The following is a 26,042-nucleotide window of genomic DNA, read 5'->3' as shown; positions in this document are numbered from 1 at the left end:
ATAAATACTTATGGAGCCCGGTACTAATTATCTTTCCCAGAAATGAGGTGGTTCGATACCTAAGGCTCTCAGATAAACGTATCCTTGTCCGCGGTGATGGATTTCATTATCTATAAAATAAAGTATATTTTCAACGATTGGAGAATTATACTGACCGAACAGGTTGAATGTCTGACTAAAATCTCCAATTGTCAGCTTACTCCAGTATTTATTAATTTCATCTGTTTCTTCATCCCATTTTTGGAGATAATCAGATTTGCTTTCCAGGTTTTCGGAACTTTCCTGATAAGGCCTTTCCTTACGTTCTACAATAGCCTTAAGTGCGGGCCCACCTATAGCCAGAAGCTCGGATGTTAATGCTGAAAATGATCTCATTCCACCAATTGAAAATTCAAAGAATTCTTTTTCAGGAAATGCTTCAATTACCCTTCGGGTCAGGTTCCGGTGTCCCTGCCAATGTTTTAATAAATCTTCCGGACTGATTACTTGCGCGATAGTATTCATAATATTGTATCTTTTTATGGTTTACACATCAAAAGTAAAAAGGCCTGGTGACAACTGTTTGTCAGCATCAGTTTAGCTATCTTTTATTTAATCAAATTGATATTTATTTTTTTTATTTCAATCTTTCATTACTTTTGGCCACCCGATGAGAGTATTAGTCTTTTTTGTATCTCTGTTTTTTCTGCTGCTAGGCGGGGGGTATGATCTTTATGCAAATACACAACCTCATTCTTCAAACGGGCTTCCTGGACATACGCACTCAAAAAGTCATCATGTAAAATTTAAAAGTGCAGATCAGGATTCTAGTATCATTGAAAATTCTGAAGTCGATCTGGAAGATGAATCTCTTCATGGCGACGATGTTAAGGATGCAGCAGATAGTTATAAATTCTTATCCGGTAAGTACAGTCTACTTAATAAATGGTATGTAACACTATATAAACAGTTCATCTCTAATGAATATGAAGAGCCTTTTAAAGCCCTTCAACAATCTTACATACAATCTTCGCCACTTTATATTACACAAAGGGTACTAAGGATCTGAGCAACAATACTAATTAGTTATTGATGCTGTGAGGAATTTATTTTTCACAGGCATTCCAATCCATTCAATCGCTCATTTCCATTTTATACCATGAAGAGAATAGTCGTGTTAACGGGCTTTGCTGCCCTGTTGTACCTTTCCAGCTGTACATCCAAAAAAGAAGAAAAAAAAGAAGAAAGTAAGTTTACAGTGACCAGCCCGGTCAAAATAGATACTTCCTATACTAAAGAGTATGTTTCACAAATCAAATCGGTAAGGAACATCGAAATCAGGGCACAAGAAAAGGGTTATTTGCAGAATATTTATGTAGATGAAGGCCAATTTGTAAAAGCAGGGCAGGTTTTGTTTCGCATTATGCCTAAACTTTATGAGGCAGAACTGCAAAAGACACAGGCCGAAGCCAGAGCTGCTGAGATAGAGCTGCAAAATGCGAAGACCCTTGCAGATAAAAATGTAGTTTCTAAAAATGAACAGGCAATGGCTCAGGCAAAACTGGAGCAGGCACGGGCAGAAGTTTCATTAGCTAAGGTTCATTTGTCGTTTACAGAGATCAGAGCACCATTTGATGGCACGATTGACCGTATTCCACTTAAATTGGGAAGTCTTATAGATGAGGGCGAATTACTGTCCAGCCTTTCAGACAACAGCCAGATGTTTGCCTACTTTAACGTTTCGGAGCCAGAATATCTGGACTATCAGACCAACGTCAAAGATCGTGGCGAGAATAAAGTGAGCCTGTTACTGGCAAATAATCAGCTTTTGCCGCATAAGGGAAATGTGGAGATTATAGAAAGTGAATTTAATAGCGAAACTGGAAACATTGCTTTCAGGGCGAGGTTCCCAAATGCCGACAGGCTCCTTAAAAATGGGCAAACCGGTAAAATTCAAATGGTTGTTCCTCTTCATAATGCTTTGGTTATCCCCCAGAAGGCTACTTATGAGATTCAGGACAAGAAATATGTCTATGTCTTAGACAAGAATGATAAGGTACGGTCAAGGAATATTACCGTGAACAGTGAAATGCCGGATCTTTATGTAATAGGAGATGGTATTACTATAGGTGATAAAATCCTTTTAGACGGCGTACAGAAAGTAAAGGATGATGAAAAAATTCATTACCAATACCTGGCGCCCCAGCAAGTTATTTCTCATTTACGCTTAAAAGCAGAATAACCGGTTAAACTGAAGTATTATTTAAATACAGTTCCGTTCCATCTTAAAAGAAAATCAAATGTTTAACAAGTTTATACAAAGGCCGGTCCTTTCTATAGTGATATCACTCATTATAGTTTTTCTGGGGATTCTGGCTATGACCCATCTGCCGGTCACACAGTTCCCTTCCATTTCACCACCAAAGGTGAATATCACCGCAGAATATCCCGGAGCAAATGGTGAGCTCATGATTAAATCCGTTATCATACCATTAGAAAGAGCAATTAATGGCGTGCCGGGCATGAAATATATGGCTTCTGATGCCGGGAACGATGGCGAGGCTTCTATCCAGGTTGTCTTTAATCTGGGTACTGATCCAAATCAGGCCTCAGTAAACATACAGAACAGGGTAGCATCGGTAGTAAATAAACTCCCGCCGCTTGTTGTACGTGAAGGTGTGAAAATTACCCGTGAGGAGTCTAATATGCTGATGTACATTAACCTGTACAGCAAGGATTCCAAAATGGATCAGAAGTTTCTGTTCAATTTTGCCGACATCAATATCTTACCTGAATTGCGAAGAGTAGACGGTGTCGGTGTTGCCGATATCCTGGGTAACCGTGAATATGCAATGCGTGTATGGCTCAAACCAGACCGTATGCTAGCCTATAAAATTTCTGCTGACGAAGTACTTGAAGCACTTAATCAGCAGAGTCTGGAGGCTTCCCCGGGTAAAACAGGGGAAAGCTCTGGGAAACGTTCTCAGTCTTTTGAATATGTATTGAAGTATCCAGGCAGGTTTACAACAAAAGACGGATATGAAAATATTATCCTTCGTTCTAACCCTAATGGCGAAATTCTAAGGTTAAAAGATGTTGCAACAGTGGAATTTGGTAGTTCTATGTATGATATTTATTCCAATTTGAACGGAAATCCTTCAGCCGCTATCACTGTGAAACAGTCTTATGGCAGTAATGCCAGTCAGGTTATCAAGGATATTAAAGCCAGAATGGATGAGATCAAGAAAAGCTCTTTTCCAAAAGGTATGGATTATGAGATCAGTTATGACGTTTCTAAATTTCTCGATGCTTCGATAGAAAAGGTAATTCACACATTGGTAGAAGCATTCTTTTTGGTTGGATTAGTAGTCTTCCTGTTTCTGGGAGATTGGCGGTCTACGTTAATTCCTGCTATTGCTGTACCGGTATCACTAATCGGAACATTCGTGTTTATGCAGTTCTTTGGAATTACACTTAACCTCATTACTTTATTTGCACTGGTGCTCGCTATTGGGGTTGTCGTAGATGATGCCATTGTTGTGATTGAAGCGGTGCATGCCAAGATGGAGGGAGAACACCTTTCACCACTTAAGGCGACTAAAAAAGCTATGCATGAGATTAGCGGGGCCATCATTGCGATTACATTTTTAATGGCAGCAGTATTTATCCCTGTCGCTTTCATGTCTGGGCCAGTGGGTATATTCTACCGGCAGTTCTCCATCACAATGGCTACAGCTATTATTCTTTCCGGTATTGTAGCACTAACGCTTACACCGGCATTATGTGCGATGCTGCTTAAGAATAACCATGGTAAGAAAAAAGAGAAAGTAGGGCTGGATAAATTTCTTGATGGATTTAACAATGGTTTTAACCGTCTTTCAGGGAAATATCAGAAAGTACTTGGCATTATCGTTAACCGCAGGGCTGTAACTTTTGGTCTGTTGATTGCTTTCTGTACCGGCATCTATTTCTTGAATAATAGCTTGCCATCTGGTTTTATTCCGAATGAAGATCAGGGGATGTTCTATGCGATTATTCAGACCCCTCCGGGTTCGTCACTGGAAAGGACTAACCAAATTGCAGAAAGACTGCAGAAAATAGCAGAGGGTGTTGAAGGTGTACAATCTGTTTCATCTTTGGCTGGTTATGAGATTTTGACAGAAGGAACCGGCTCCAACTCTGGAACCTGTCTGATTAATCTGAAGAGCTGGGATGAACGTAAACATTCTGTAGAAGAGGTTATGAAAGACCTCGAAGAAAAATCTTCAGAAATTACCGGTGCTTCTATAGAATTCTTTCAGCCACCAGCTGTCCCTGGCTATGGAGCCGCAGGTGGGTTTGAGTTACGTTTGCTGGATAAAGCAGGATCCGGTGATTTCAAGAAGATGGAAACAGTCAGTAAAGATTTTGTGAAAGAATTGAGCAAACGTCCGGAGCTGTCTTCAGTTTTTACCTTTTATAGTGCCAGCTTTCCTCAATATATGCTGCGGGTAGATAATGATATTGCCCAGCAGAAGGGTGTGACTATTGAAAATGCGATGAATACACTATCTACACTGGTCGGTAGTAATTATGAAACCAATTTCATCAAATTCGACAGGCAATATAAAGTCATGGTTCAGGCATTGCCGCAATACCGTGCTTTACCGGAAGATATACTGAAACTGTATGTTAAAAATAACCGTGATGAGATGGTTCCATTCTCTGCCTTTATGAAGATGGAAAAAGTATATGGCTTGTCTGAAATTACCCGGCATAATATGTATAATGCCTCTGAAATCAGCGGTTCATCGGCACCTGGCTATAGTAGTGGTGCAGCTATAAATGCAATTACAGAAGTAGCTCAGAAAACCTTACCAAGAGGGTACGGTATAGATTGGGCCGGGATTTCCAAAGATGAAGTGTCCAGAGGAAATGAAGCTATTTATATATTCATGATCTGTCTGGGGTTCGTTTATCTTATTCTAGCTGCGCAATATGAAAGCTTTATCCTGCCCTTATCGGTTATTCTTTCTCTTCCTGCAGGTATTTTTGGCGCATTTTTCCTGCTGAAGTTATTTGGGCTCGAAAACAATATTTATGCACAGGTAGCACTGGTTATGCTCATCGGTCTGTTGGGAAAAAATGCAGTGCTAATCGTTGAATTTGCTATTCAGAAACATCGCGACGGAGCAACAGTACTGCAGGCTGCGATGGAAGGAGCTGCGGTTAGGTTTCGTCCGATTTTGATGACATCTTTTGCTTTTATAGCAGGTCTAATTCCTTTAGTTTTTGCTTCAGGACCGGGCAGAATAGGTAACAGGACTATCGGTTCTGCCGCTGCCGGAGGTATGCTGCTAGGTACTATTTTCGGTGTGCTTGTTATTCCTGGGTTGTATTATATATTCGGCCGAATTGCAGAGAAACACAGTTTTGTTAAAGATGAAGAAGAGAATCCATTAACCGAAGAAATCGATCATAATGTATAAAAGCCATTTAAACCGATATATACTTGCGATAGGTATTAGCGCAGCGGCCGCAGGCTGTAAGGCGCCGGCCATTGCAACTTTACCAGCTAGTAAAGCTGTGCCTGAATTTTACGGCAATACAAAAGATACAGTGAATGTCTCAAACATGCCCTGGAAGTCTTTTTTTAAAGATCAGAATCTGGTTGCTCTAATTGATACGGCGTTGAAAAATAACCAGGAACTGATGGTTACCCTTCAGGAAATTGAAATTGCTAAGAATGAAATTCGTATCAGGAAAGGAGCACTCCTGCCAACAGTAGGTGCAAGAGTAGGCACCGGTGTTGAAAAAGTGGGGAGATATACCAGTCAGGGTGCGGGCGATGCCAGTACAGATATTGCACCTGGCAAGGAAGTTCCGGATCCACTCACAGATTTATCACTTTCAGCATACGCAAACTGGGAAGTGGATATCTGGAAGAAACTACGGAACTCAAAAAAAGCTGCAGTGAGCAGGTATCTATCCAGTATTGAAGGGAAAAACTTCGTGTTGACAAACCTTATAGCCGAAGTCGCTAATTCCTATTATGAATTGATGGCGCTGGATAGTCAGTTAGAGATTGTAAAGCAGAACATAGAGCTGCAGAAAAATGCACTCGAAATAGTAAAGGTCCAGAAAGAAGCTGCAAGAACAACTGAACTGGCTGTTCAAAAGTTTCAGGCAGAGGTATTAGCATCCAGAAGCCTGGAATTTGATATCCTTCAGCAAATCCGGGAAACAGAGAATAAAATAAATCTTTTACTTGGCCGCTATCCTGAACCGATTAAAAGGGATAAAAGTAGTTTTCTGGATTTACTACCTTCGGCCGTTAATTCGGGTATTCCTTCACAATTGCTGGCGAACCGACCAGATATTAAGCAGGCGGAACTGGAGCTTACAGCTGCGAAACTGGACCTGAAAGTCGCTCGTGCAGAATTTTATCCATCTCTGGATATTTCTGCAGCAGTAGGGTTGCAGGCATTCAAACCATCTTATCTTTTCAGGTTTCCTGAGTCCGTGCTTTATTCATTGGCAGGGGATCTTGCCGGGCCTCTCATTAACCGGAATGCGATCAAAGCAGAGTTTAACAGTGCCAATGCGAAACAGCTTCAGGCGATGTATAATTATGAGCGGATCATCTTAAATGCTTACCTGGAAGTATCCAATCAGCTTTCCAAAATAAGTAACCTGGAGAAAAGTTATGGTCTGAAATCACAGCAAGTAAATGCATTAAACAAATCTATTGAGGTGTCAAATGATCTGTTTAAATCTGCAAGGGCAGACTACTTCGAAGTACTCATGACTCAGCGTGACGCATTAGAGTCTAAATTAGAACTGATAGAAACGAAAAAAGAACAGCTGAATGCTGTAGTAAATGTTTACCGCGATTTAGGTGGCGGTTGGAAATAGAATTAGGTTAGGTTTGAGTTGACAGCCGGGCAAGAAATTGTTCGGCTGTTTTTTTATGCTGTTTAACTTTGTGATATCTTAAAGGTTAGTTTTAATGATTCTGATGTCGGACTGCATTTCTTTTAGGAGTGCGGCTATGTTTTGTATGTCCTTCGATTCTGGAATCTCAATGGTATGGTAACTGTAATATTGCCATATTTCCAATACTTCTGAAACCGGTACGACATAAGGTTTATAAAGGCTATTATAAGATTCCATCAGCAAACCATCGGGTTGTAACGTAACCTGTTTAAAAACAAAATCCTGTTCACCTTTTAAAATTACGATACATAGTGTCTGTATTTTTAGACTTTCCCAGTCTTCAAGATACTGGCATACAATTTCACAGCCATCGGGAAAAGGAAGCATAGAATCTCCTGTAGTAGGGAACATACGGAAGGTCTTTCCTTCGGGTAATGAAGGCAGGTTAAATTTAGGTAAAGCAGCAATATATTCTGGATCATTAAAGCCGGCACGATAGCCGGCTTTTGCTTTGACCGGCACATACTCCATATTCTCTTTATTGTTTTTATCCACTGAAATAGCAAGAACCCGAATCTGGCTTCCATTTATATATACATCATTTCCGGCTTCCAGTTCCCGCATTTTCAATCCCCCTAACTTGGAAAGATCTATTTTGAATAAGCTGTCAATACTGATTTTAAAGTATGCTGAGAAATTAATGATGTCTTCAGCCGAAGGTAATTTTGTCTGGCCATTTTCAATTGCACTGAGTTTAGAGCGTTTGATTTTTAATTCACCAGCCAGATCCTCCTGGCTCATTTTTGTGCGCTCACGCATGAATTTTATATTACTTCCAAAAAAAACTTTTTGATCATTCATTTTGTATTGTTATTATTGGTGTCAAACATTTGCCATTAATAATGTCAAATGTAACTATTTAATTTTAATTATTATGGGACCGGCGAATAAAGGTGAGATTATCGAAAAACTGCAAAAACAAATTCTGTCAATGCAAGGATTCAGGGAGACCGCAGCCCAGGGTGTAAATACTGGGCTAGGTGCTTTAGAAATGGCATTTCCCAACAGTGTTTTTCCAACAGGTGCAATACACGAATTTTTGAGTCCGGCAGCAGAGCATGCTGCAGCTACAACTGGATTTATGGCTGGTCTGTTAGGGAGACTTGTGGGGCAGACAGGCATCTGTCTTTGGATCGGTGCCAGAAGAACAGTGTTTGCGCCAGCTTTAAAGATCTTTGGTATAGATCCAGACCAGGTCATTTTTATAGATCTTATTAGAGAAAAAGATGTGTTATGGACTATAGAAGAGGCCTTAAAGTGTGATGCAGTTTCAGTTGTGGTAGGAGAGCTAAACGGAATCACTTTCACGGAATCCCGCCGCCTTCAGCTTGCTGTAGAGCAAAGTAAAGTAACAGGACTGATGCACTGCTTTAATCCTCTGAAAATCAATCATACAACTGCTGTTGCTCGCTGGAAAATTACTTCCCTTGCCAGTATTATGGAAGAAGGCATGCCTGGTGTAGGTTATCCGCGGTGGAGCGTAGAGTTGCTGAAGATCCGGAATGGTAAACCCGGAATATGGGAACTTGAATGGTCATCTGGTCAGTTCCGCAATCTAGATAAACCTAATCCGGTGGTTGAAATACCATTTGGAAGAACAGCCTGATATGGGAAAGCGATTTATAAATATCTGGTTTCATCATTTGATGACAGACTGGTTCGTCCGTCATAATCCCGGGCTGCAAGATGAACCGTTTGTTCTGGTTGCTCCGGATCGCGGTCGTGTAATCATTAAAGCTGCCAGTCCTGCTGCCGGAGTATTGGGTATCGAACCAGGCATGGTGGTTGCAGATGCGAGAGCGATATTACCATCGCTACAGGTATTTAATGAGGAAACCTCAAGAAAAGATAAACTATTAAATGAATTGGCAGAATGGTGTATCCGTTATACGCCAATAGTGGCATTAGATACTTCGGATGGTCTGATTCTGGACATAAGTGGATGCGCCCATCTTTGGGGGGGAGAACGGCAGTATCTCAAAGAGATCATAGCCAAACTTAAGAGCTTCGGATATCAGGTACGTGCGGCAATAGCTGATACTATAGGTGCCTGTTGGGCTATTGCCAGGTATGGCCGTCTTACTGCTATTATAGAGCCGGGTATGCAGGCAGAAGCCTTATTACCATTACCACCTGTTGCATTAAGGCTTGATACCAATGTGCTGGAGCGGATGCATAAATTAGGATTTTATCAGATCAGAAGTTTCGTCAGCATGCCTCATAATGCACTTAAAAGGCGCTTTGGCCCGATATTATTGGAAAAGTTAGCACAGGCATTAGGAGAAGTTGAAGAAACAATACAGCCTATCCGGCCCGTCCAGCCTTATCAGGAACGACTTCCGTCTCTGGAGCCGATCCGTACCGCAGCTGGAATTGAAATTGCATTGAAAGATCTTTTGGAAGCCCTTTGCATACGCCTGTTACAGGAAGGTAAGGGGCTTCGTAAGGCAATTTTTAAAGGCTGCCGTGTTGATGGTAAAATGCAGCAGATTGAAATTGGCACCAATCATCCGACCCGGAATGTCTCACACTTATTTAAACTTTTCGAACTGAAAATAAACACGATCAGACCCGGATTAGGTCTGGAGTTATTTCTGCTGGAAGCCCCTGTTGTGGAGATACTTTCAATGGAACAGGAAACGCTTTGGAATATTACAAAAGGTTCCGCAAATAAGGTAGTCATGAATCTGCTGGACCGGATCGGTGTGAGGGTCGGAATTAATGCCATACACCGGTATCTGCCAGATGAACACCACTGGCCGGAGCGGTCTGTCAGGCTTGCTGCTTCTTTACAGGAGAAAAATCCACTGATCTGGAGAACAGACTTGCCCAGGCCGGTTTGCTTGCTGCCACTTCCAGAACGAATTGAGGTTACTGCACCTATACCCGATTATCCACCCATGTTATTTCGCTATAAAGGAAAAGTGCATAAGGTACGCAAGGCAGACGGCCCGGAGCGTATAGAACAGGAATGGTGGCTGGAGCAGGGTTTACATAGGGATTATTATTGTGTAGAAGATGATACAGGGGCCCGTTATTGGCTTTTCAGACTGGGGAATTATGGTGAGGACAAGCCGGAATGGTTTGTTCACGGCTTTTTTGCTTAAACAGAACAATATGCACTATACAGAATTACAGGTTACGACTAATTTCAGTTTTCTGCGCGGAGGATCGCATCCCGAAGAAGTAGTGGAGCAAGCAGCAGCATTAGGTTATACTGCTATTGCCATTACAGATCACAATACATTGGCCGGTATTGTGAGGGGACATGTTGCCGCAAAAGCGAAAGGTATCCGTTTTATTCCTGCATGTCGCCTGAATCTTTTGGATGGTCCCAGTTTATTGGCCTATCCAAAAGACAGGGATGCGTATGGCCGCCTTTCAGGCTTGCTAACTGAAGGTAATATGCGCGCGGAAAAAGGCCAGTGTCATTTATACAAAGCCGATGTATATAAATATGCAGCAGGCATTCAATTTATTTTATTACCACCAGATACGCTGAATACTCAATTTGATTTTGATACAGATTTTAAATCAGCACTTCAGGAATATAAACAGATGTTCGGAAAAGAGCTTTATATAGCTGCAATCCGGTCTTACCAAAGCGATGACAGTAAAAGGCTGTTTCGTGTTTCGTTGCTTTCCAGGCAGTTTGACATACCTATGGTGGCTACAAATGACATTCACTATCATAACAGGGGGCGTAGGGAACTGCAGGATATCCTGACCTGTATCCGGGAAAAATGTACGATCTACACTGCGGGATTACGTTTGTTTCAGAATGCAGAAAGGTATATGAAACCTGTCCATGAAATGATCCGTTTGTTTCGTCAATATCCAGATGCTATAACACTTACCCAAAAGATTACGGAGGTATGTACGTTTTCGCTGGATACGCTGGAATATATATATCCCGAAGAAATTACCAGTGACGGCCGTTCTCCGCAGCAGGAGCTTGTCGAACTGACCTGGAAGGGAGCTAAAGAACATTTTGGAGACGAAATACCAGAAGACATCCGTAAAACGATAAATATGGAACTGGAATTTATGGAGCGGAAAAATTACGCCTCTTATTTTCTCACAGTCTATGATTATGTCCGGTTTGCGAGGGAACAACGCATTCTTTGCCAGGGTCGGGGTTCGGCAGCCAATTCTGTGGTCTGCTACTGTCTGGGTATTACTTCGGTTAACCCGAGGGAGTTCAAATTATTATTTGCCCGTTTTATGTCAGATGCCCGGGATGAACCGCCTGATATTGACGTGGATTTTGAACACGAACGTCGTGAAGAGGTTATGCAGTATATCTATAATAAATATGGGAGGGACCGTGCTGGTATTGTTGCAACGGTAACGCAGGTACATTGGAAAGGTGCAGTACGTGATGTCGGCAAGGCTATGGGATTATCTGCAGATGCTGTTGACCGGTTGTCCAAATCCAGGTATGAACTTACACCAGAATGGCTGGAGGGAAAATCAGGTTCCAGTGAGGGGTTTGATTCTAATGATAAACATCTGATGAAGGTGCTGCAGCTGACCGAAGAATATATTGGGTTTCCCCGTCAGCTTGGACAGCATACCGGTGGTTTCGTGATTACAAGGGATAAACTGTCCGATCTCTGCCCGATCTTGAATGCAAGAATGGAAGACCGGACCAATATAGAGTGGAATAAGGATGATATAGAGGCCCTTGGATTTCTGAAAGTAGATGTCCTGGCTTTGGGAATGCTTACCTGCATCCGGAAAGCATTTGACCTTGCAGAGGAGCATTACAATCTTGAACTCACTTTAGCTAACGTTCCACAGGGTGATAAGGCAGTCTATGAAATGATTAGCAATGCAGATACTATAGGCGTATTCCAGATTGAGAGCCGGGCGCAGATGTCTATGCTGCCCAGGTTAAGACCGGAAAAATTCTATGATCTGGTGATTGAAGTTGCAATTGTGAGACCAGGACCTATTCAGGGCGATATGGTACATCCTTATCTGCGGAGGCGGAATAAGGAAGAGCCGATTGAGTACCCTAAAGAAGAGTTGAAGAGCATTCTGGACCGGACATGTGGAGTTCCTTTATTTCAGGAGCAGGCAATGGAAATAGCTATTGTAGCTGCAGGCTTTACTCCTGCAGAAGCAGATGGTTTACGGCGCAGTATGGCAACATTTAAAGCGAAAGGCCTGGTTAGCCAGTATAAAGAAAAGCTGGTAGGAGGAATGGTTGCAAATGGCTATGAGGAAGAGTTTGCAAAAAGGGTATTTAAGCAGTTGGAAGGATTTGGTAGTTATGGTTTCCCGGAAAGTCATGCAGCAAGTTTTGCCTTACTGGTCTATATATCTTCCTGGATTAAATGTCATTATCCTGATATTTTTGCCGCATCGCTGCTTAACAGCATGCCTATGGGCTTCTATCAACCTGCGCAGATCGTTATTGACGCACAGAAACACGGTGTGGAAATGTTGCCGGTCGATATTAATTTTTCTGACTGGGATAATACGCTGGAAGAACGTAATGGTAAATATTATAAAGTCAGACTTGGGTTTCGTCAGGTAAAAGGACTAAAAGAGGGAGAAATGAGGGTATTGGTTGGAGGGAGATATCCATCCTATAAACACATTCACACATTACTGGACACAGGAATTTCGATCATAGCACTAGAGAAATTAGCTGATGCAGATGCTTTCCGTTCAATAGGCCTGGACAGGCGTCAGGCCTTATGGGAGATCTCGTCTCTAAATGACAGGCCTGTAGGCATGTTTCAGGGACAGCCCTCTGAGAGCGCTGCTGAACAACCTGTTAATTTGCCGAAAATGTCAGCTTCGGAACATGTGCTGCAGGATTATAGTACAACCTCTCTTTCACTGAAGGCTCATCCGGTTGGCTTTGTGCGTAAACAATTATTTACAGGCGGTATTCTATCGGCCCGGGAGCTTCAGCTTTGGCCAGATGGAACCCTGGTAAGAATTGCCGGGCTTGTTCTAATCAGGCAAAGACCCGGAACAGCGAATGGTATCTGCTTTATTACTATTGAAGATGAAACAGGTACTGCGAACCTTGTTGTTTTTAAGAAATTATTTGAAAAGTACCGGAAAGAAATTGTCAGGTCTAAATTGCTAATGGTAGAAGGGAAGCTGCAGAGAGAAGGGCAAGTAACTCATGTGGTCGTTAAACATTGTTACGATATGTCAGCATTATTAACAGATCTGGGTACTGTTAAGGAAGAAGATTCGTTGCTGCAGACCATATCCTGTGCCAGTGAAGAAGATAACGGTATTTATCGTGGGAAAAATAAAAAATCATCAGTTAGTAAGGTAATCCAGGGAGAAATATTTCCAGCTGCGCGGGATTTCAAATAGAAGCGCAATAAGCATTATTCTCCACTACAGTTAAAAGTAAATAAGTGGGTAAATGTGGATTATTATGCGCTGGCTTCTAATTATCTTAATTCAAAGCCAGCGCATTAACAAGTTTTATCTTTATGCCAGATTTTCACTAAAGAAATCGATTGTACGTTTCCATGAAAGTTCTGCAGCAGCCTTATCATAACGTGGCGTTGTGTCATTATGGAAACCGTGATTTACATTTTCATAGATAAATGCCTGATATTTTTTACCGTTCTGTTTTAAAGCTGCTTCATAAGGAGGCCAGCCTTCTGTTATTCTTGTATCCAAAGAAGCATAATGAAGCATCAGCGGGGAGTTTATTTTAGGCACATCGGCAATATACGGCTGCCCTCCATAGTACGGGACTGCAGCAGCCAGATCCGGTATACGAGTGGCCATCATATTGGATATACCACCTCCAAAACAAAAACCTACTACGCCAACTTTACCATTGCAATCTTTATGATTTTTCAGATAATTAAATGCAGCAATGAAATCTTCTTCCATTTCACCTTTATCCCGTTTACTCTGCATAGTACGACCTTCGTCGTCATTCCCGGGATAACCACCCAAAGGAGTAAGGGCGTCCGGAGCCAATGAAATAAATCCTGCTAGTGCAGCTCTTCTTCCCACGTCTTCAATGTAAGGATTTAGACCACGGTTTTCATGAACGACTATAATGCCTCCTAATTTCTTTTTGGAATCCTTTGGTTTAGAGAGCAGGCCTTTAATAGATCCGCCGCCTTTTGGCGAAGGGTAATTAATAAAGTCCGATTTCAAACGCGGATCGCCAGGCTGAATTTGTACATTCCCTGAATAATCGGGCATCAGGAAACTCATTAATGCCGGCACTGTTAATCCTCCAACAGCATAAATAGAAAGTTTCTGCATAAAGCTACGCCGGTCAAGCCGATTGTGTGCATAGTCATCATACAAATCAAAAACTTCCTGACTGATGTCATTATTATTTATTTTGCTCATATTTCACAGGCTTAGTATTCAAAAATAATCATTCATGACAAAGGCCTGTCAGTCAGCGTGTAACAGTCTCGCTACGTTTACTAACCGATAGTTACTTTCTCTATCCCTAGCTGAGCGCTGATTAATGGTGATTTAGGGGAGAGAAAATACCCCGTTAAACTGGCAAATATAATGGGAGCAATATTTTGGAAGCCAGTCATTGTGGCGAGTAGAATTATAATGCTCACAGGTGTACGTGTAACGCAGGCATTTAAAGCCGCCATACAGCATACCGCTATCAAAGTAAGATTTTGCCCAGGGAAAACCTGGTAAATAATTAATCCCAAAACAGTGCCTGCAAAGAGTAACGGGATTATGAAGCCACCACGCCAGCCGGAAGTTACTGTAATTGCAATGGCAACCAGCTTCAGCAGTAGTAAGACTATTAAGAACCCTATCGTAAAATTACCGGTCAGAACCTGGGAGAGCTGGTCATGTCCAAAATATCGTGTAAGTGGAATACAATAAGCTATGGTCCCCAGGAAGAAGCCTCCGATAGCTAACTTATAGTAAACAGCTAATTTAATACTTTTGAAAACCAGTTTGAAATTCTTGACAAACGCGATGAAAATCCACCCTGTAGCCGCACCAGCCAACGAATAGCCGACCGCATAAAAGATGTCGCTAACTTTTGGATCTTTGTAAGCCGGGAAGTTCCAGGTGGGGCCGAGATTGAGCTGTGTAATTAATATAAAGACCAGGTAGCTCGCACAGCTGGCTACTAAGGCGGGCATAAAAGCTTTGTAATATTTAGTTACATGTCTGTGATCTAAAATTTCTAAAGCGAACAGGCTTCCACCCAGCGGTGCTCCAAAAAGGGCAGTAAAAGCAGAGGCCATTCCAGCGATCGTAATTGAGCGTATATCCTCTCCCTTAAAACCTAGTTTTCTCGCAATATAGGTGCCGGTAGAACCGACAACTTGCACGAGGGGAGCCTCTGGGCCTAAACTACCACCTGCAGAAATACAAATTAAAGAAGAAAGGATCATGGAAGGGTTATTTTTCGGATCCAGTCGTCCACCCTTAAAATGGATATTGTCTACCATCAAATCGATTTCGCCCGGATCACCGAGTTTATGGATAACTATACCTGCTATTAAGCCTGCTATAGTCATCAGTGGAATAACATAAATTCCCTGAACAATAGCTAGAAGAGCAGTGGAATGTTCAAGCACAATCCAGTAACCGCCGGCTATAATACCCCCGATAATACCGAGTAAGGTCCATAAGAGGAAATTTTTATTGTAGACAAAGGGATTAAATTTCAGCGGGTTTTTAACTGTATCCTGTAATGTGAAAATCCGTTTGGAAGTAGAGTATTTCATTTTAAAAGGTAGTGTGTCGTTTTATTTGTATGATTTAACATTGCAAATGTAATATATAATTGTATTTATGTTTGTAAATTATCTTATTTTGTATTGCATGCGCAATGTAAATGGCAGTATTTATACACGGGCAGTTAGTTAGATTGCCGTAGTTGAAGAATAATAAAGATTATTGGTAATATTGCCACAAGGCTTATTAACACAGTTAAGACTGTAAACAGGATGATAAAAGGGAAAAATAAATGCGATCTGAATACCTGCTTTTTGTGCAGATTCTGTCTAAAGGATTGGAAACCTGCAATAGATGTAAACAAGAAGAATTTAAAACTGAATAAAGGTCAGCAAGTATTCAAAGAGGGAGATCCTGTTAAAGGAATTTATTTTGTCTATAGTGGAACTGTGAAGATCCATAAAAAATGGGATGATGAAAAGGAACTCATCGTTCGTTTCGCAAAACAAGGAGATGTTCTGGGACATTTGGGCTTAGGTGGTTCTGGGTACTACCCTGTTTCGGCCACTGCAATCGAAGAAGCTATTGTCTGTTTTATTGAAATGGATTTTTTAGAAAGCACCATGAATGTGAACAATGCATTCGTTATCCAGCTCATGCTTTTCTTTGCCAGTGAGCTCCAGGAGTCTGAAAGACGGATGCGAAACCTTGCACATATGAGTGTAAAGGGGAGGGTCGCTCAGGCTTTACTCTCATTGCAGGAACAGTTCGGTGTTAACAAAGAAGGATTTATCAATATTGAATTAAGCAGACAAGACCTCGCCGCATTCATAGGGGCCTCATATGAGTCCTTATTCCGAGCCATCAATGAGCTTTTTGCGGAAAATATAATTGTAATTTCTGGTAAAACTATAGCCATAAATAATGGCAGCGCCTTTGACATGTCCAGGATTCAACATTAACCAAAGGTTAATAAAGTCATGTGCTGGTTTCGTCAACATTTGCTGCACACTTTGTTCGGGGTTTGTTCGGACTTCCTTCATTGTTCCTTCAATCGGAATTGAAGAAATAACGAAGGAATAATGAAGGAAATTTTAACGAGGTTCGATACAATGACGAAACACACCTTGTCGTCCGGGGATAACCCGAAGTTTACCCAAAGAGAGTAGTGTCTAAGAAAAAGACTCATTTATCAATTCCATATTAAGCACAGCACCAGTAACTGAACCATTATATACGGCGTTGGCAATAGAGCGCATTGGACTTATATTGTCACCGCAAGCGTAAACGCCCGGAATGGTAGTTTTCATAAACATATCTGCCTTAATATGACCTTGTTCAGTCATCTCACAGCCTAAATCTTCAGGAATTGAACAATGCTGAGTAAAGCCAAGTCTCGCGTACAAAACATTTAAATTAGCCTCTGCACCATCATTAAATATGATTTTTTCGATTTGGCCATTTTCATGAACGATCCGTTCCACTACTTTTTCTTCTATAGTAAAACCATGCTCCTTCAAAATTTCAGTCTGGGCAGCGGTTAAGTCAGATTTACCGTTAGTGTATAACGTCAGGTCCTTTGTCCAGTTAGATATTAGTTTAGCGGTTTCAAATCCTAGGTCCCCATTTGCGAGTATCCCGGTTTTTTCATTTCTATATTCGTAACCATGGCAATAGGGGCAGTGTATGACAGAAATTCCCCAGCATTCTGCAAAACCCTCAATCGCAGGCATACTATCGCTAATTCCGGTCGCAAAAACCAGCTTTTTGCCTAGAAATGATTTGCCTGATCGCGTACTAATTTCAAAGCCAGAATCTGTTTTTATTCCTTTGACTGCTAAATCTGTCAGGAATTCAACTGTTTTATATTGCGTTAACTGCTCCTTTGCGATAGAAAGGATTTCTTTCGGTGTAGAACCGTCCTGCGTAAGGAAGTTGTGTGAATGTGGCGTTTGCTGGTTACATGGTTTTCCGCTGTCAATAATAAGTACATTGCGTAATGCGCGTCCAAGACACATACCAGCAGATAATCCGGCGCTGCTTCCGCCGATTATAATCACGTCAAAATTTGTAGTTTTTTCCATTTTTTTAAAAATTGATGTCCTTTAGCTGAATTAATAATGGTTAAGCTCAGCGAGACTTTCGCCAAGAAAGTGTTTAATGCGCTGATTAACTGATCCCAATACTTTTACTGAAAGAATACCAGGCAAATTTTTTGATATTATTAGGCGCTACATTACCAGAACTTATTGACCTGAGCGTAGTATTAATCATACCACTAAATAATTCATAGATCCACTCAGGAGTGAGTTCGCTGGTTATGATATCTTGCTTCTGTAAAGCAATGATAAGTGCAAGCCACCTGCTATTAATATCATCGTACTCGCGGTTTTCTTCATCACCTGCTGATGGTTGGTAATCAGATCTTTGGTATATTTTATCAAAAAAAGCATATTTACTCCCACAATCTATGCCTGCGTATAAGGTTAATTCCAATTGCTTTAACGGAACAGTACTCGCTTCAAAGGCAGCATTCATCGCAGCTTTACAAGTCAAAGCCATTTCCTGCCTGCAAGCTTCAAGTAATATTTTTCTGTCTTTAAAATAGCGGTAGAGTGTACGCGGGGTTACTTCTGCTTTGTCCGCTACCATGTCAAGTGTCCCGGACGGGTCGTTGTTAAACACAATTATCGCTGCGTCAATGATTCTTTTCTTAGTCACTTCCATGTCGCAATAATATGACATATTTTATTTAAGTGCGACATATGTCTGTCATAAATACAAATGGAAAGCCCAATCTAATTCGATTTTATTTCCTTACCTACGTAACATACCTCTGCTTATGAGTGTCATAGCAGCATATATCATCTAACATGGCTCTCATAATAACAAACCTGACCAAAAAATACAATACACAGAAACCTGCACTTACGGATTACTCCATTAACATTAATAAAGGAGTTTTAGGTTTATTAGGCCCGAACGGCGCCGGAAAATCAACACTAATGAAGATCATTGCGACTATTAGTAAACCTTCATCAGGAACATTGTTATTAGATGGTGCGGATATTGTTCAGAAACCGGATACAATTCGCAAAGTACTCGGTTATCTACCGCAGGATTTCGGTGTGTATCCTAATCTTAACGCCTATGAGTTTCTGGAGTATATAGCCGCTATGAAAGGTATTGGTGGTAAAAGGCTTCGGCAGCGTATAGATTTGCTGTTGGAGGGTGTCAACCTTACCGCCGATGCCAAAAGGCCGATAGGAACTTATTCAGGTGGTATGAAACAGCGGATCGGGATAGCACAGGCATTGCTTAATGATCCTAAAGTATTGATATTTGACGAGCCCACGGTTGGACTCGATCCGGAAGAACGGATGCGGTTTCGCCAGCTAATTTACGATCTGGCACACGATTGTATTATTATCCTGTCATCGCATATTGTATCAGATATTGAGACTATTGCAGACGAGGTTGCTATTATGCAGGATGGTAAGCTAATCACACATGCACCACAGTATGATATTATCAAACAAGCCGAGGGCCGGATATTTGAGGTGCTGCTGGAAAGTAATACACTTAATCAATTTAAAAATCAATACAAAGTGATTGATACGGCCCGTCAGAGCGATAGGATAAAAGTACGTTATATCAGTACCAAAGATAATGTAGCTCCTGAATCAATCTCCGTTACAGCCACGTTAGAGGACGCTTACCTGTTTTTAACCCATAAAAACGGCTAAGCTATGCAATATCTCTACAACATTATAAAAGCCGATTACCTGCAGCGTACCCGTAGCTATTCATTTTTGATAACATTGGCGGTTACCGTCTTCATAGCTTACTCATTTGTGCCACCGGATACCGCAGGTTATACCACCTTAAGCGCTTCGGGGTACCGGGGAGTTTACAACTCAGCCTGGGTAGGTTACGTATCAGGGATTATGACTACTGTTATGTTATCTTTCTATGGTTTCGTGCTGGTTAACAGTGGTATTAAAAAAGATATCGAAACAGAAGTAGGTCTTATTATAGCCACCACCTCTCTTACTAATTTTAAATATCTGCTAAGCAAGCAGATCAGTAATTACCTGGTATTGCTAACTATTACCGGTATTACGTTTATGGTAAGCATTGTTGTGTTTCTCGTGCGCGGAACAGACCAGCCATTTATTCTGGGTAACTTTATTCTTCCTTATTTATTCTTCGCTATACCGGCGTTATTTGTAGTAGCCGCTCTGGCTGTGACAGCAGAAGTTTTTCTGGGTAAGCGTAGTATTCTGCAGTTTATAATATACTTTCTATTATGCGGTGTCTGTATGTCATTTATCAATAATAAAGGCGGTAATGACTCTTCCGGTGTTTTTGATCCATTTGGTTTAAGCCTAATCAGTAAAAGTATTACCCAACATATTAATACCAATTTTCACGAAAATATCAAGTCTGTATCATTTGGCTTTATTTTTAACGGGCACAAAACCTATAAATTTTTTGAATGGGAGGGCCTTAACTGGACATCTGTATTTATATTCAGTCGCGTGGTCTGGATAGGCTTTGGATTACTTTTAATATATATATCCTCTCTTTTTTTTCACCGGTTTGATTTCAATCAGGCTGTAACCAATAAAAAAAAGAAACTCCAGGCATTAGCATCCCTTAAACCCGTCCAGTTAATTAATCCGGCAGGAATAACCAGGGGTATATTACCGCCACTGTCATTTAACTATGGGATTTTTCCGCTTATCAGAACTGAGTTTTTATTACTGATAAGGCAGGGTAATAAATGGTTGTGGTTATTGAATGCAGCTTTATGGGGAGCTATGTTTTTAGTTCCCTTTGATCTCGCCTATAATTATCTGCTGCCGGTGTTATTGTTTTTGCAGGTGACACGCTGGTCAGAACTGGTTACTAAAGAGAAAACTAACCGGATTCATTACTTTGCGTATGCATCATATAAACCCTTACAGCGTATGCTGCCTGCTCAAATTATAGCCGGTATATTATTATCGATAAGTTTGTCTTTACCCGTCATTATTCGTAGTATATCAGCTTCTAATATATATGGTGTTGCGGGCCTGCTCAATGGGGCAACGCTAATTGTATTACTGGCTGTAGCGCTTGGTATATTAACAGGGGGCAAAAAACTTTTCGAGATATTTTTCTTTCTGCTTACCTACGCAGTGATTAATAAAGTGCCGCTAACGGATTACCTGGGTAGTTTGCCAGCTCATCATACACCATTTTTCATATTGACTGTTTTAGCGATGAACCTAGCCCTGACCGGAGTTCTCTTTTTAGCCAGAGCTTATCAGATCAGGCACTTATAACTAACGCATCTTTCGCGCCTCTATAGGTGCTCATACTCATTCCTTTATGCCTTTTAAAAAACTTATTCATATGACTTTCGTCAGCAAAGCCAAATTCCTCTACAAGCTCATTAATCCTACAATCGCTAAAATTTAATCTGTATTCAATGAGACGAAGACGGTAATTTGCAATAAAATGCGTGATAGTTTCGCCGCATGCCTCTTTGAAATATACACTTAGATAATTAGTAGATACACCGAATTTACCGCAAATAACAGGTGCTTTCAATTGCCCTGGCGAGTAAATATTCGATTGGATATAATTTATAATGTCGACGATCTTTTTATTCGCGTGTTCTTTAATATTGGCGGGTTTAAATTTAGCTATATTCCTTGCTGCTATTACAATCAAGGCATTGATTAAATGTTGATTAAGGTCATTATTATACAGATCATTGTATTTAATATTATGCAGGATTGATCCTACGATTGAGTTAACAAGTAATTTGTCATTCGCATTTTCAATAATGCATCCAGATACATGGGACGCATTATGCAGCAGGCATTCGATATGATCAATACTCTTCCATTGGTATTCTTTAATATAGCCTTTATTAAAACGGATAATCAGAAATTCGGTTAGTGTTTCTACATAAAAAGCATGATAATCATTTGGTGTAATCAGTAAAAATGAACCAGCCTGATAAGTTATACGATTTCCGTTTACTTCATGCGATCCGCTCCCAGACACAATATGAACGAACTGGAAAAAATTAAATGAGCTGTCTGTCATCGGACACTGATCCGTCTGGCTGTAGATTATTTCCACCTGATGGTGCATACTTTCTTTTCTCATCATACAAACATACCTAATTATACCAAAATAGTACTGATAACAAACTGATTTTCCGGTCTATTTTTGCTCGATGTAGCGCTCCAGAAATGAGCCTATTCACAAATCAAATAGCATACACAATTAAAAGAACTAAAATGAATCAAGATTCAGTGTTATCAAAACAGCTACCATTTTTAAAATTAGTTCCGTTGGCTTTAGCGGGTTTTGTTGCAATAATGACCGAAACCATGCCGGCTGGTTTACTACCAGAGATAGGAGCAAGCCTGGGGATAAAGGAATCTTTAGTCGGGCAGCTGATTACACTCTATGCCCTGGGGTCTGTAATGGCGGCAATTCCAATTATTTCAGCGACGCTTCACTGGCCAAGAAAACGATTGCTATTAATGGCCACGGTCGGTTTTTTTGTATTTAATGCAATAACTGCTTTATCGACTAGTTATATACTTACTTTATGTGCCCGGTTTATAGCGGGTATGGCAGCGGGAATTACATGGGGTCTATTGATCGGGTATTCAAGGGGTATCGTACACCCGGGTATGGTTGGAAGGGCTATAGCGGTAGTGGGTGCCGGACAGCCAGTTGCTTTAGCAATAGGTCTTCCATTGGCGGTATGGCTTGGTAAAGTTTTTGGTTGGGAGGGTGCTTTCTGGACAATGTCTGCATTATCTTTATTACTTATGATCTGGATGATCATTGCATTACCTGATGTCAAAGGATTGGTACCACAGAAAAAATTAAGTGCTTACCGTGTATTTATGCTCGGGGGTATAAGGCGTATATTGCTTATTATGTTCATGTGGATACTGGCCCATAATATTCTTTATACTTATATTTCCCCTTATCTCTCTGATTTTGGCCTCACTGACAGGGTTGATTTAATATTGCTGATCTTTGGTGTATCATCCCTTATAGGAATTGGTATAGTAGGTATTTTAATTGACAGGTGGCTTATTCTTCTTGTAAAAGTAAGCTTGCTGGCATTTGCCATGGGCGCATTTTCACTAGTTATAGCCAATCAATTCCAACCTTTATTATACTTTGGCATAGCTTTGTGGGGAATTTCCTTTGGAGGTGTGTCTACATTACTTCAAAAGGATATGGCAGATCGGGCCGGTGATAATTCTGATGTCGCACAATCTATGTTTGTGACTGTATTTAATCTGGCAATTGCAATCGGCGGTATTACCGGCGGGGTTTTGCTGGAAAAACTAGGCGCCTCATCTTTTCCTTGGGCAATCATATTATTTTCAGCACTGATATTTTTTTGCTTGTCTAATCGAAAACGAACAGCTCCAAAAAACACACAGGTGCCAGTGAATAGGAATATCTGATGTTATAGGTTGAGCAGATTTCAACAGAGCTATCTTTATTTGTTATTTTTGCGGACTACCCCGACTGGTTTTAACCTCTGAATGGCGGGAAAAGATATCTAATATGATAAAGAAGAGTATCTCAAAGAATTTACTATTGATTGCATTTACCTTTATCGGCTCCTATGCGACAACATTCGTTATACTCCCTTATTCGTATTGGCAGAAATATATTGATTTACCAGTTTTCAGAATAGTAGCCGATGTTCTTATAAATTTGGCCTTTTGTATAGCTATTCTCGCAATAAGTATGCTGATAGACAGAAGGCTCAATAAAAAAGTCCCATGGATGATCCATCCTTTCAGACGTCTGCTCACTCAGGTGTTTTATCAGATTATAGGAGTACTGTTCTTTATCATATTATTATCAATAACTTATTTAATAATAGTTGGAGTTGCTGTGGATCCCCGATTACCGGCACTTGGCCTGAGAGAGGCGACATATACAATTATATCCATCATACTTTGGGCTTTGGTAGTTAGTGCCCTCACTACTGGTGATTATTTATTGAGAAACTGGAAGACGGCCACCAGGAAGGCAGCCGAATTTGAGATTAAGGCTGCACAGCATAAACAGATGGCGGCTGAAATAGAACTCGAGGCACTTAAATTACAACTTGACCCGCATTTCGTTTTTAATAACCTCAGTGTACTCGCAGAATTGATATTGAAAGACCAGCAGCTAGGATATGACTATACGGAGAATTTCGCTAAAGTATACCGTTATCTTTTAACAAATTCTAAAAAAACACTGATCAGTCTGCGTGAGGAACTTAGGTTTCTTGATGCTTATCTTTTTCTAATTAAGAATAGGATGGGGGGCGGAAGTGTCTTTCAGATTAATATTGATGAGTCTAAACTCGACATGCTGATACCTCCGGTTACGCTTCAGCTGTTCATAGAAAATGCATTAAAATATAACCGTACAGAAGAAGATAATCCTTTAGTTGTGAACATCTATTCTAATGATGACGATGAACTGGTGGTCTCGAATATATTACTACCGCTGATTAAAGAAAATAAATCTACTGGCATAGGCTTAAAAAATATCATCGATCGATATGCTTTATTAGGTGGTAGAAAGCCAGTTGTAGAGAGAGATGATGAAAGTTTCACTGTAAAAGTCCCCCTTATTATTGAATATAATGAAGAAGATATTAATTCTGGAAGATGAAAAACCCAACTCAGACCGGATACAACGCCTGATGCTAAAAATCAGACCAAATATTCAGATCGTTGGTGTTTTAACTAGTGTAAAGAAAACCGTAGACTGGCTCTCTGAAAATGAATGTCCCGACCTGATTATAATGGACATACAACTGGCAGATGGTATAAGTTTCGAAGTCTTTAACCTGGCAGAGGTGACATGCCCGGTAATTTTTACAACTGCTTACGATGAGTATGCTATCAAAGCATTTAAATACAACAGCATAGATTATTTGCTCAAACCAATTGAGAAAGAGCAGTTGGAAGCGGCCATTGTCAAATTTGAAAAGTCTGTGCAGCAATCAAATTTGGAATACCCCCTGATTGAGGAACTGATTGCTCAGATCCAGCCAAAGGACTACAGAACTCGTTTTCTGCTTCCCTACCGGGACGGCTATAAAAAAGTGAGTGTCGAGGATATCGCTTTTTTCTATTCTAATCTGAATATTAGTTATGCAGTTCTTTTCAACGGAGAGCAAAATGTCGTGCCGCATACCCTGGAAACCTTGGAGCAGGAATTAGAACCTAAAAACTTCTTTAGAGTAAATCGTCAGTATATCGTACATGTCAATTCGATAGAAAAAGTTCATAATTTCTTCAACGGTAAGCTTAAACTTAAGGTGAAAAACTGCGCAGATGATGACCTTATTGTCAGCAGAACAAAAGCTCCTTTGTTTAAAACGTGGCTTGACTATTAGCCGGGGTCAACTCAAGAGACCCGTTCGTCAATTCAGCAGATATTTTCGTTGTTTCACTTAAGTAGTCGTATTAGCGAAGTTAGCTACCGATAACTTTGAGGCATCAAAACAATAATAATATCAAAATGATGACAAAAACAAATGCAATGGCCGACTTAAAGTTGAAAATAGTTGGTCATAAAATTAAAGTTGCAAGTATTGAAGAAACAATGTCCGGATTTCAAAATTATGGGGTAAAGACGCTATTAGTCGTATGTCTGTTAGTCGCATCTCTCCATGTTTCTGCTCAGAAAGTAGCAGTATTAGATGCCTTTTCCAAAAACAATATCGATGAAAGTATTCTTGATCCGAACAATCTTAAGCAACCAGAAGACTTTGCCTACGAACTGAAACAAACAGTGATTGCCGCTGGTAAAGAAAAAACTACCGTGGCAACCTATGACCCATCCAATCCAAAAGAAGAGCAATGGACCGTAGTTTCTATAGAAGGGAAATCTCCATCGAAGTCGGAGATTAATTCTTTTAGAAAAAATCAGAATCAACCAGACGACGCGAGCAAAATAGACGACGCAAGCTACAAGATCGAGAAGCAAACATCAGATCAGCTGGTTATCAGCTACAAGGTGGATCCCGGAACTGTTGCTAAAAAAGCTGCGTTTTTAAAAGATTGCAGGTCATATATGACTATCAATCTTAGAACTAAAAAACTGGAACAAATACAAGCACTGAATGAAAAACCGGTTAAAATCGCGATTCTTAAAGCCGATAAATTAGATCTTACCTTAAAATACACCTGGAATGATCAGGCGAAGCGCTACGTGACTACGACTTCAAACCTCGGTATTCAAGCTAAATTTCTTGGTCAGTCTGCTGATATACAGACCATTTCGGAGTATTCAAACTATACAAAAAAATAAGAATTTTACGCCTTCTGAGCCCCTTGCAAAAATCAGGTTTAAGTTTTTCTGTGCCCAAACTT

21 protein-coding genes are annotated in these 26,042 nt (G+C 40.6%); 14 read left to right on the top strand and 7 right to left on the bottom strand.

Annotated features, from left to right (window positions below; genetic code table 11):
* Window positions 1-27: 27 nt before the first annotated feature.
* Window positions 28-504, bottom strand: coding sequence for a DinB family protein (locus BLR53_RS02895; RefSeq protein WP_074586975.1), 477 nt, complete (start codon window positions 502-504; stop codon window positions 28-30).
* A 145-nt stretch (window positions 505-649) separates the two neighbouring features.
* Here BLR53_RS02895 and BLR53_RS02890 point away from each other — a divergent pair, with 145 nt between their 5' ends.
* The 4 genes from BLR53_RS02890 to BLR53_RS02875 all read left to right on the top strand — a co-directional run bounded on the left by BLR53_RS02890 (window position 650) and on the right by BLR53_RS02875 (window position 6,873).
* Window positions 650-1,048, top strand: coding sequence for a hypothetical protein (locus BLR53_RS02890; protein ID WP_037440046.1), 399 nt, complete (start codon window positions 650-652; stop codon window positions 1,046-1,048).
* A gap of 90 nt (window positions 1,049-1,138) precedes the next feature.
* Entirely contained in the window at window positions 1,139-2,221 is a 1,083-nt protein-coding gene (locus tag BLR53_RS02885) for an efflux RND transporter periplasmic adaptor subunit (RefSeq protein ID WP_074586970.1), read from the top strand.
* Window positions 2,222-2,279: 58 nt separating this feature from the next.
* On the top strand, window positions 2,280-5,447 hold the full coding sequence (locus BLR53_RS02880) for an efflux RND transporter permease subunit (RefSeq protein WP_037440042.1): 3,168 nt from the start codon (window positions 2,280-2,282) through the stop codon (window positions 5,445-5,447).
* Entirely contained in the window at window positions 5,440-6,873 is a 1,434-nt protein-coding gene (locus BLR53_RS02875) for a TolC family protein (protein WP_074586967.1), read from the top strand. Before BLR53_RS02880 ends, BLR53_RS02875 begins: the two co-directional genes overlap by 8 nt.
* A gap of 78 nt (window positions 6,874-6,951) precedes the next feature.
* Here BLR53_RS02875 and BLR53_RS02870 read toward each other — a convergent pair whose 3' ends face one another.
* On the bottom strand, window positions 6,952-7,755 hold the full coding sequence (locus tag BLR53_RS02870; protein WP_037442947.1) for an XRE family transcriptional regulator: 804 nt from the start codon (window positions 7,753-7,755) through the stop codon (window positions 6,952-6,954).
* Between the two features lie 73 nt (window positions 7,756-7,828).
* On the opposite strand from BLR53_RS02870, the gene BLR53_RS02865 reads away from it, so the two are divergent.
* From BLR53_RS02865 to BLR53_RS02855, 3 genes are read left to right on the top strand one after another with little or no spacing between them, the layout of a single operon-like run.
* A complete protein-coding gene (locus BLR53_RS02865) occupies window positions 7,829-8,560 on the top strand; it encodes an ImuA family protein (RefSeq protein WP_037442945.1) in 732 nt (243 codons plus the stop codon).
* Window position 8,561: 1 nt separating this feature from the next.
* Window positions 8,562-10,061, top strand: coding sequence for a Y-family DNA polymerase (locus tag BLR53_RS02860; protein WP_037442943.1), 1,500 nt, complete (start codon window positions 8,562-8,564; stop codon window positions 10,059-10,061).
* 10 nt (window positions 10,062-10,071) lie between these two features.
* The gene (locus BLR53_RS02855; protein ID WP_074586965.1) at window positions 10,072-13,302 is read left to right on the top strand and encodes an error-prone DNA polymerase; all 3,231 of its coding nucleotides are present in this window, start codon (window positions 10,072-10,074) and stop codon (window positions 13,300-13,302) included.
* A gap of 120 nt (window positions 13,303-13,422) precedes the next feature.
* Here the strand turns inward: BLR53_RS02855 and BLR53_RS02850 are convergent, their stop codons facing one another.
* Window positions 13,423-14,310, bottom strand: coding sequence for a dienelactone hydrolase family protein (locus BLR53_RS02850; protein WP_074586963.1), 888 nt, complete (start codon window positions 14,308-14,310; stop codon window positions 13,423-13,425).
* A gap of 80 nt (window positions 14,311-14,390) precedes the next feature.
* Window positions 14,391-15,674 (bottom strand): chloride channel protein, encoded by a 1,284-nt coding sequence (locus BLR53_RS02845; protein WP_074586961.1) that lies wholly within the window; start codon window positions 15,672-15,674, stop codon window positions 14,391-14,393.
* A gap of 222 nt (window positions 15,675-15,896) precedes the next feature.
* On the opposite strand from BLR53_RS02845, the gene BLR53_RS02840 reads away from it, so the two are divergent.
* Window positions 15,897-16,586, top strand: a complete 690-nt coding sequence (locus tag BLR53_RS02840) for a Crp/Fnr family transcriptional regulator (RefSeq protein WP_074586959.1) — start codon at window positions 15,897-15,899, stop codon at window positions 16,584-16,586.
* Window positions 16,587-16,796: 210 nt separating this feature from the next.
* Here BLR53_RS02840 and BLR53_RS02835 read toward each other — a convergent pair whose 3' ends face one another.
* Together BLR53_RS02835 and BLR53_RS02830 are read right to left on the bottom strand one after the other, a co-directional pair.
* Complete coding sequence (locus BLR53_RS02835) at window positions 16,797-17,708, bottom strand: NAD(P)/FAD-dependent oxidoreductase (protein ID WP_074586957.1); 912 nt, start codon at window positions 17,706-17,708, stop codon at window positions 16,797-16,799.
* An 85-nt stretch (window positions 17,709-17,793) separates the two neighbouring features.
* Window positions 17,794-18,369, bottom strand: a complete 576-nt coding sequence (locus tag BLR53_RS02830; RefSeq protein ID WP_083331975.1) for a TetR/AcrR family transcriptional regulator — start codon at window positions 18,367-18,369, stop codon at window positions 17,794-17,796.
* Window positions 18,370-18,497: 128 nt separating this feature from the next.
* On the opposite strand from BLR53_RS02830, the gene BLR53_RS02825 reads away from it, so the two are divergent.
* Window positions 18,498-19,370 (top strand): ABC transporter ATP-binding protein, encoded by an 873-nt coding sequence (locus BLR53_RS02825; protein ID WP_074586953.1) that lies wholly within the window; start codon window positions 18,498-18,500, stop codon window positions 19,368-19,370.
* 3 nt (window positions 19,371-19,373) lie between these two features.
* Window positions 19,374-20,954, top strand: coding sequence for a hypothetical protein (locus tag BLR53_RS02820; RefSeq protein ID WP_074586951.1), 1,581 nt, complete (start codon window positions 19,374-19,376; stop codon window positions 20,952-20,954).
* On the opposite strand, the gene BLR53_RS02815 is transcribed toward BLR53_RS02820, so the two are convergent.
* Window positions 20,941-21,792 carry a helix-turn-helix domain-containing protein gene (locus BLR53_RS02815; protein WP_244889444.1) on the bottom strand — a complete coding sequence of 284 codons (852 nt, stop codon included), beginning with the start codon at window positions 21,790-21,792 and terminating at the stop codon, window positions 20,941-20,943. The two genes, BLR53_RS02820 and BLR53_RS02815, sit on opposite strands and share 14 nt — an antisense overlap.
* 131 nt (window positions 21,793-21,923) lie before the next feature.
* Here BLR53_RS02815 and BLR53_RS02810 point away from each other — a divergent pair, with 131 nt between their 5' ends.
* The 4 genes from BLR53_RS02810 (at window position 21,924) to BLR53_RS02795 (ending at window position 25,980) form a co-directional block, all read left to right on the top strand.
* Window positions 21,924-23,120: an MFS transporter gene (locus BLR53_RS02810; protein ID WP_074587322.1), complete on the top strand. Its 1,197-nt coding sequence runs from the start codon at window positions 21,924-21,926 to the stop codon at window positions 23,118-23,120.
* Between the two features lie 103 nt (window positions 23,121-23,223).
* Window positions 23,224-24,333 carry a sensor histidine kinase gene (locus BLR53_RS02805; RefSeq protein WP_037442924.1) on the top strand — a complete coding sequence of 370 codons (1,110 nt, stop codon included), beginning with the start codon at window positions 23,224-23,226 and terminating at the stop codon, window positions 24,331-24,333.
* Complete coding sequence (locus tag BLR53_RS02800; RefSeq protein WP_074586947.1) at window positions 24,305-25,063, top strand: LytR/AlgR family response regulator transcription factor; 759 nt, start codon at window positions 24,305-24,307, stop codon at window positions 25,061-25,063. The genes BLR53_RS02805 and BLR53_RS02800 overlap by 29 nt, the downstream gene beginning before the upstream one ends.
* Before the next feature lie 125 nt (window positions 25,064-25,188).
* Window positions 25,189-25,980, top strand: coding sequence for a hypothetical protein (locus BLR53_RS02795; RefSeq protein ID WP_143007806.1), 792 nt, complete (start codon window positions 25,189-25,191; stop codon window positions 25,978-25,980).
* The last annotated feature ends 62 nt before the right edge of the window (window positions 25,981-26,042 follow it).

The organism is Pedobacter antarcticus (assembly GCF_900103515.1).
Classification (GTDB): Bacteria; Bacteroidota; Bacteroidia; order Sphingobacteriales; family Sphingobacteriaceae; genus Pedobacter; species Pedobacter antarcticus.
Note: the sequence above shows the minus strand (reverse complement) of the source record. Positions and strands in the feature narration are given on the sequence as shown.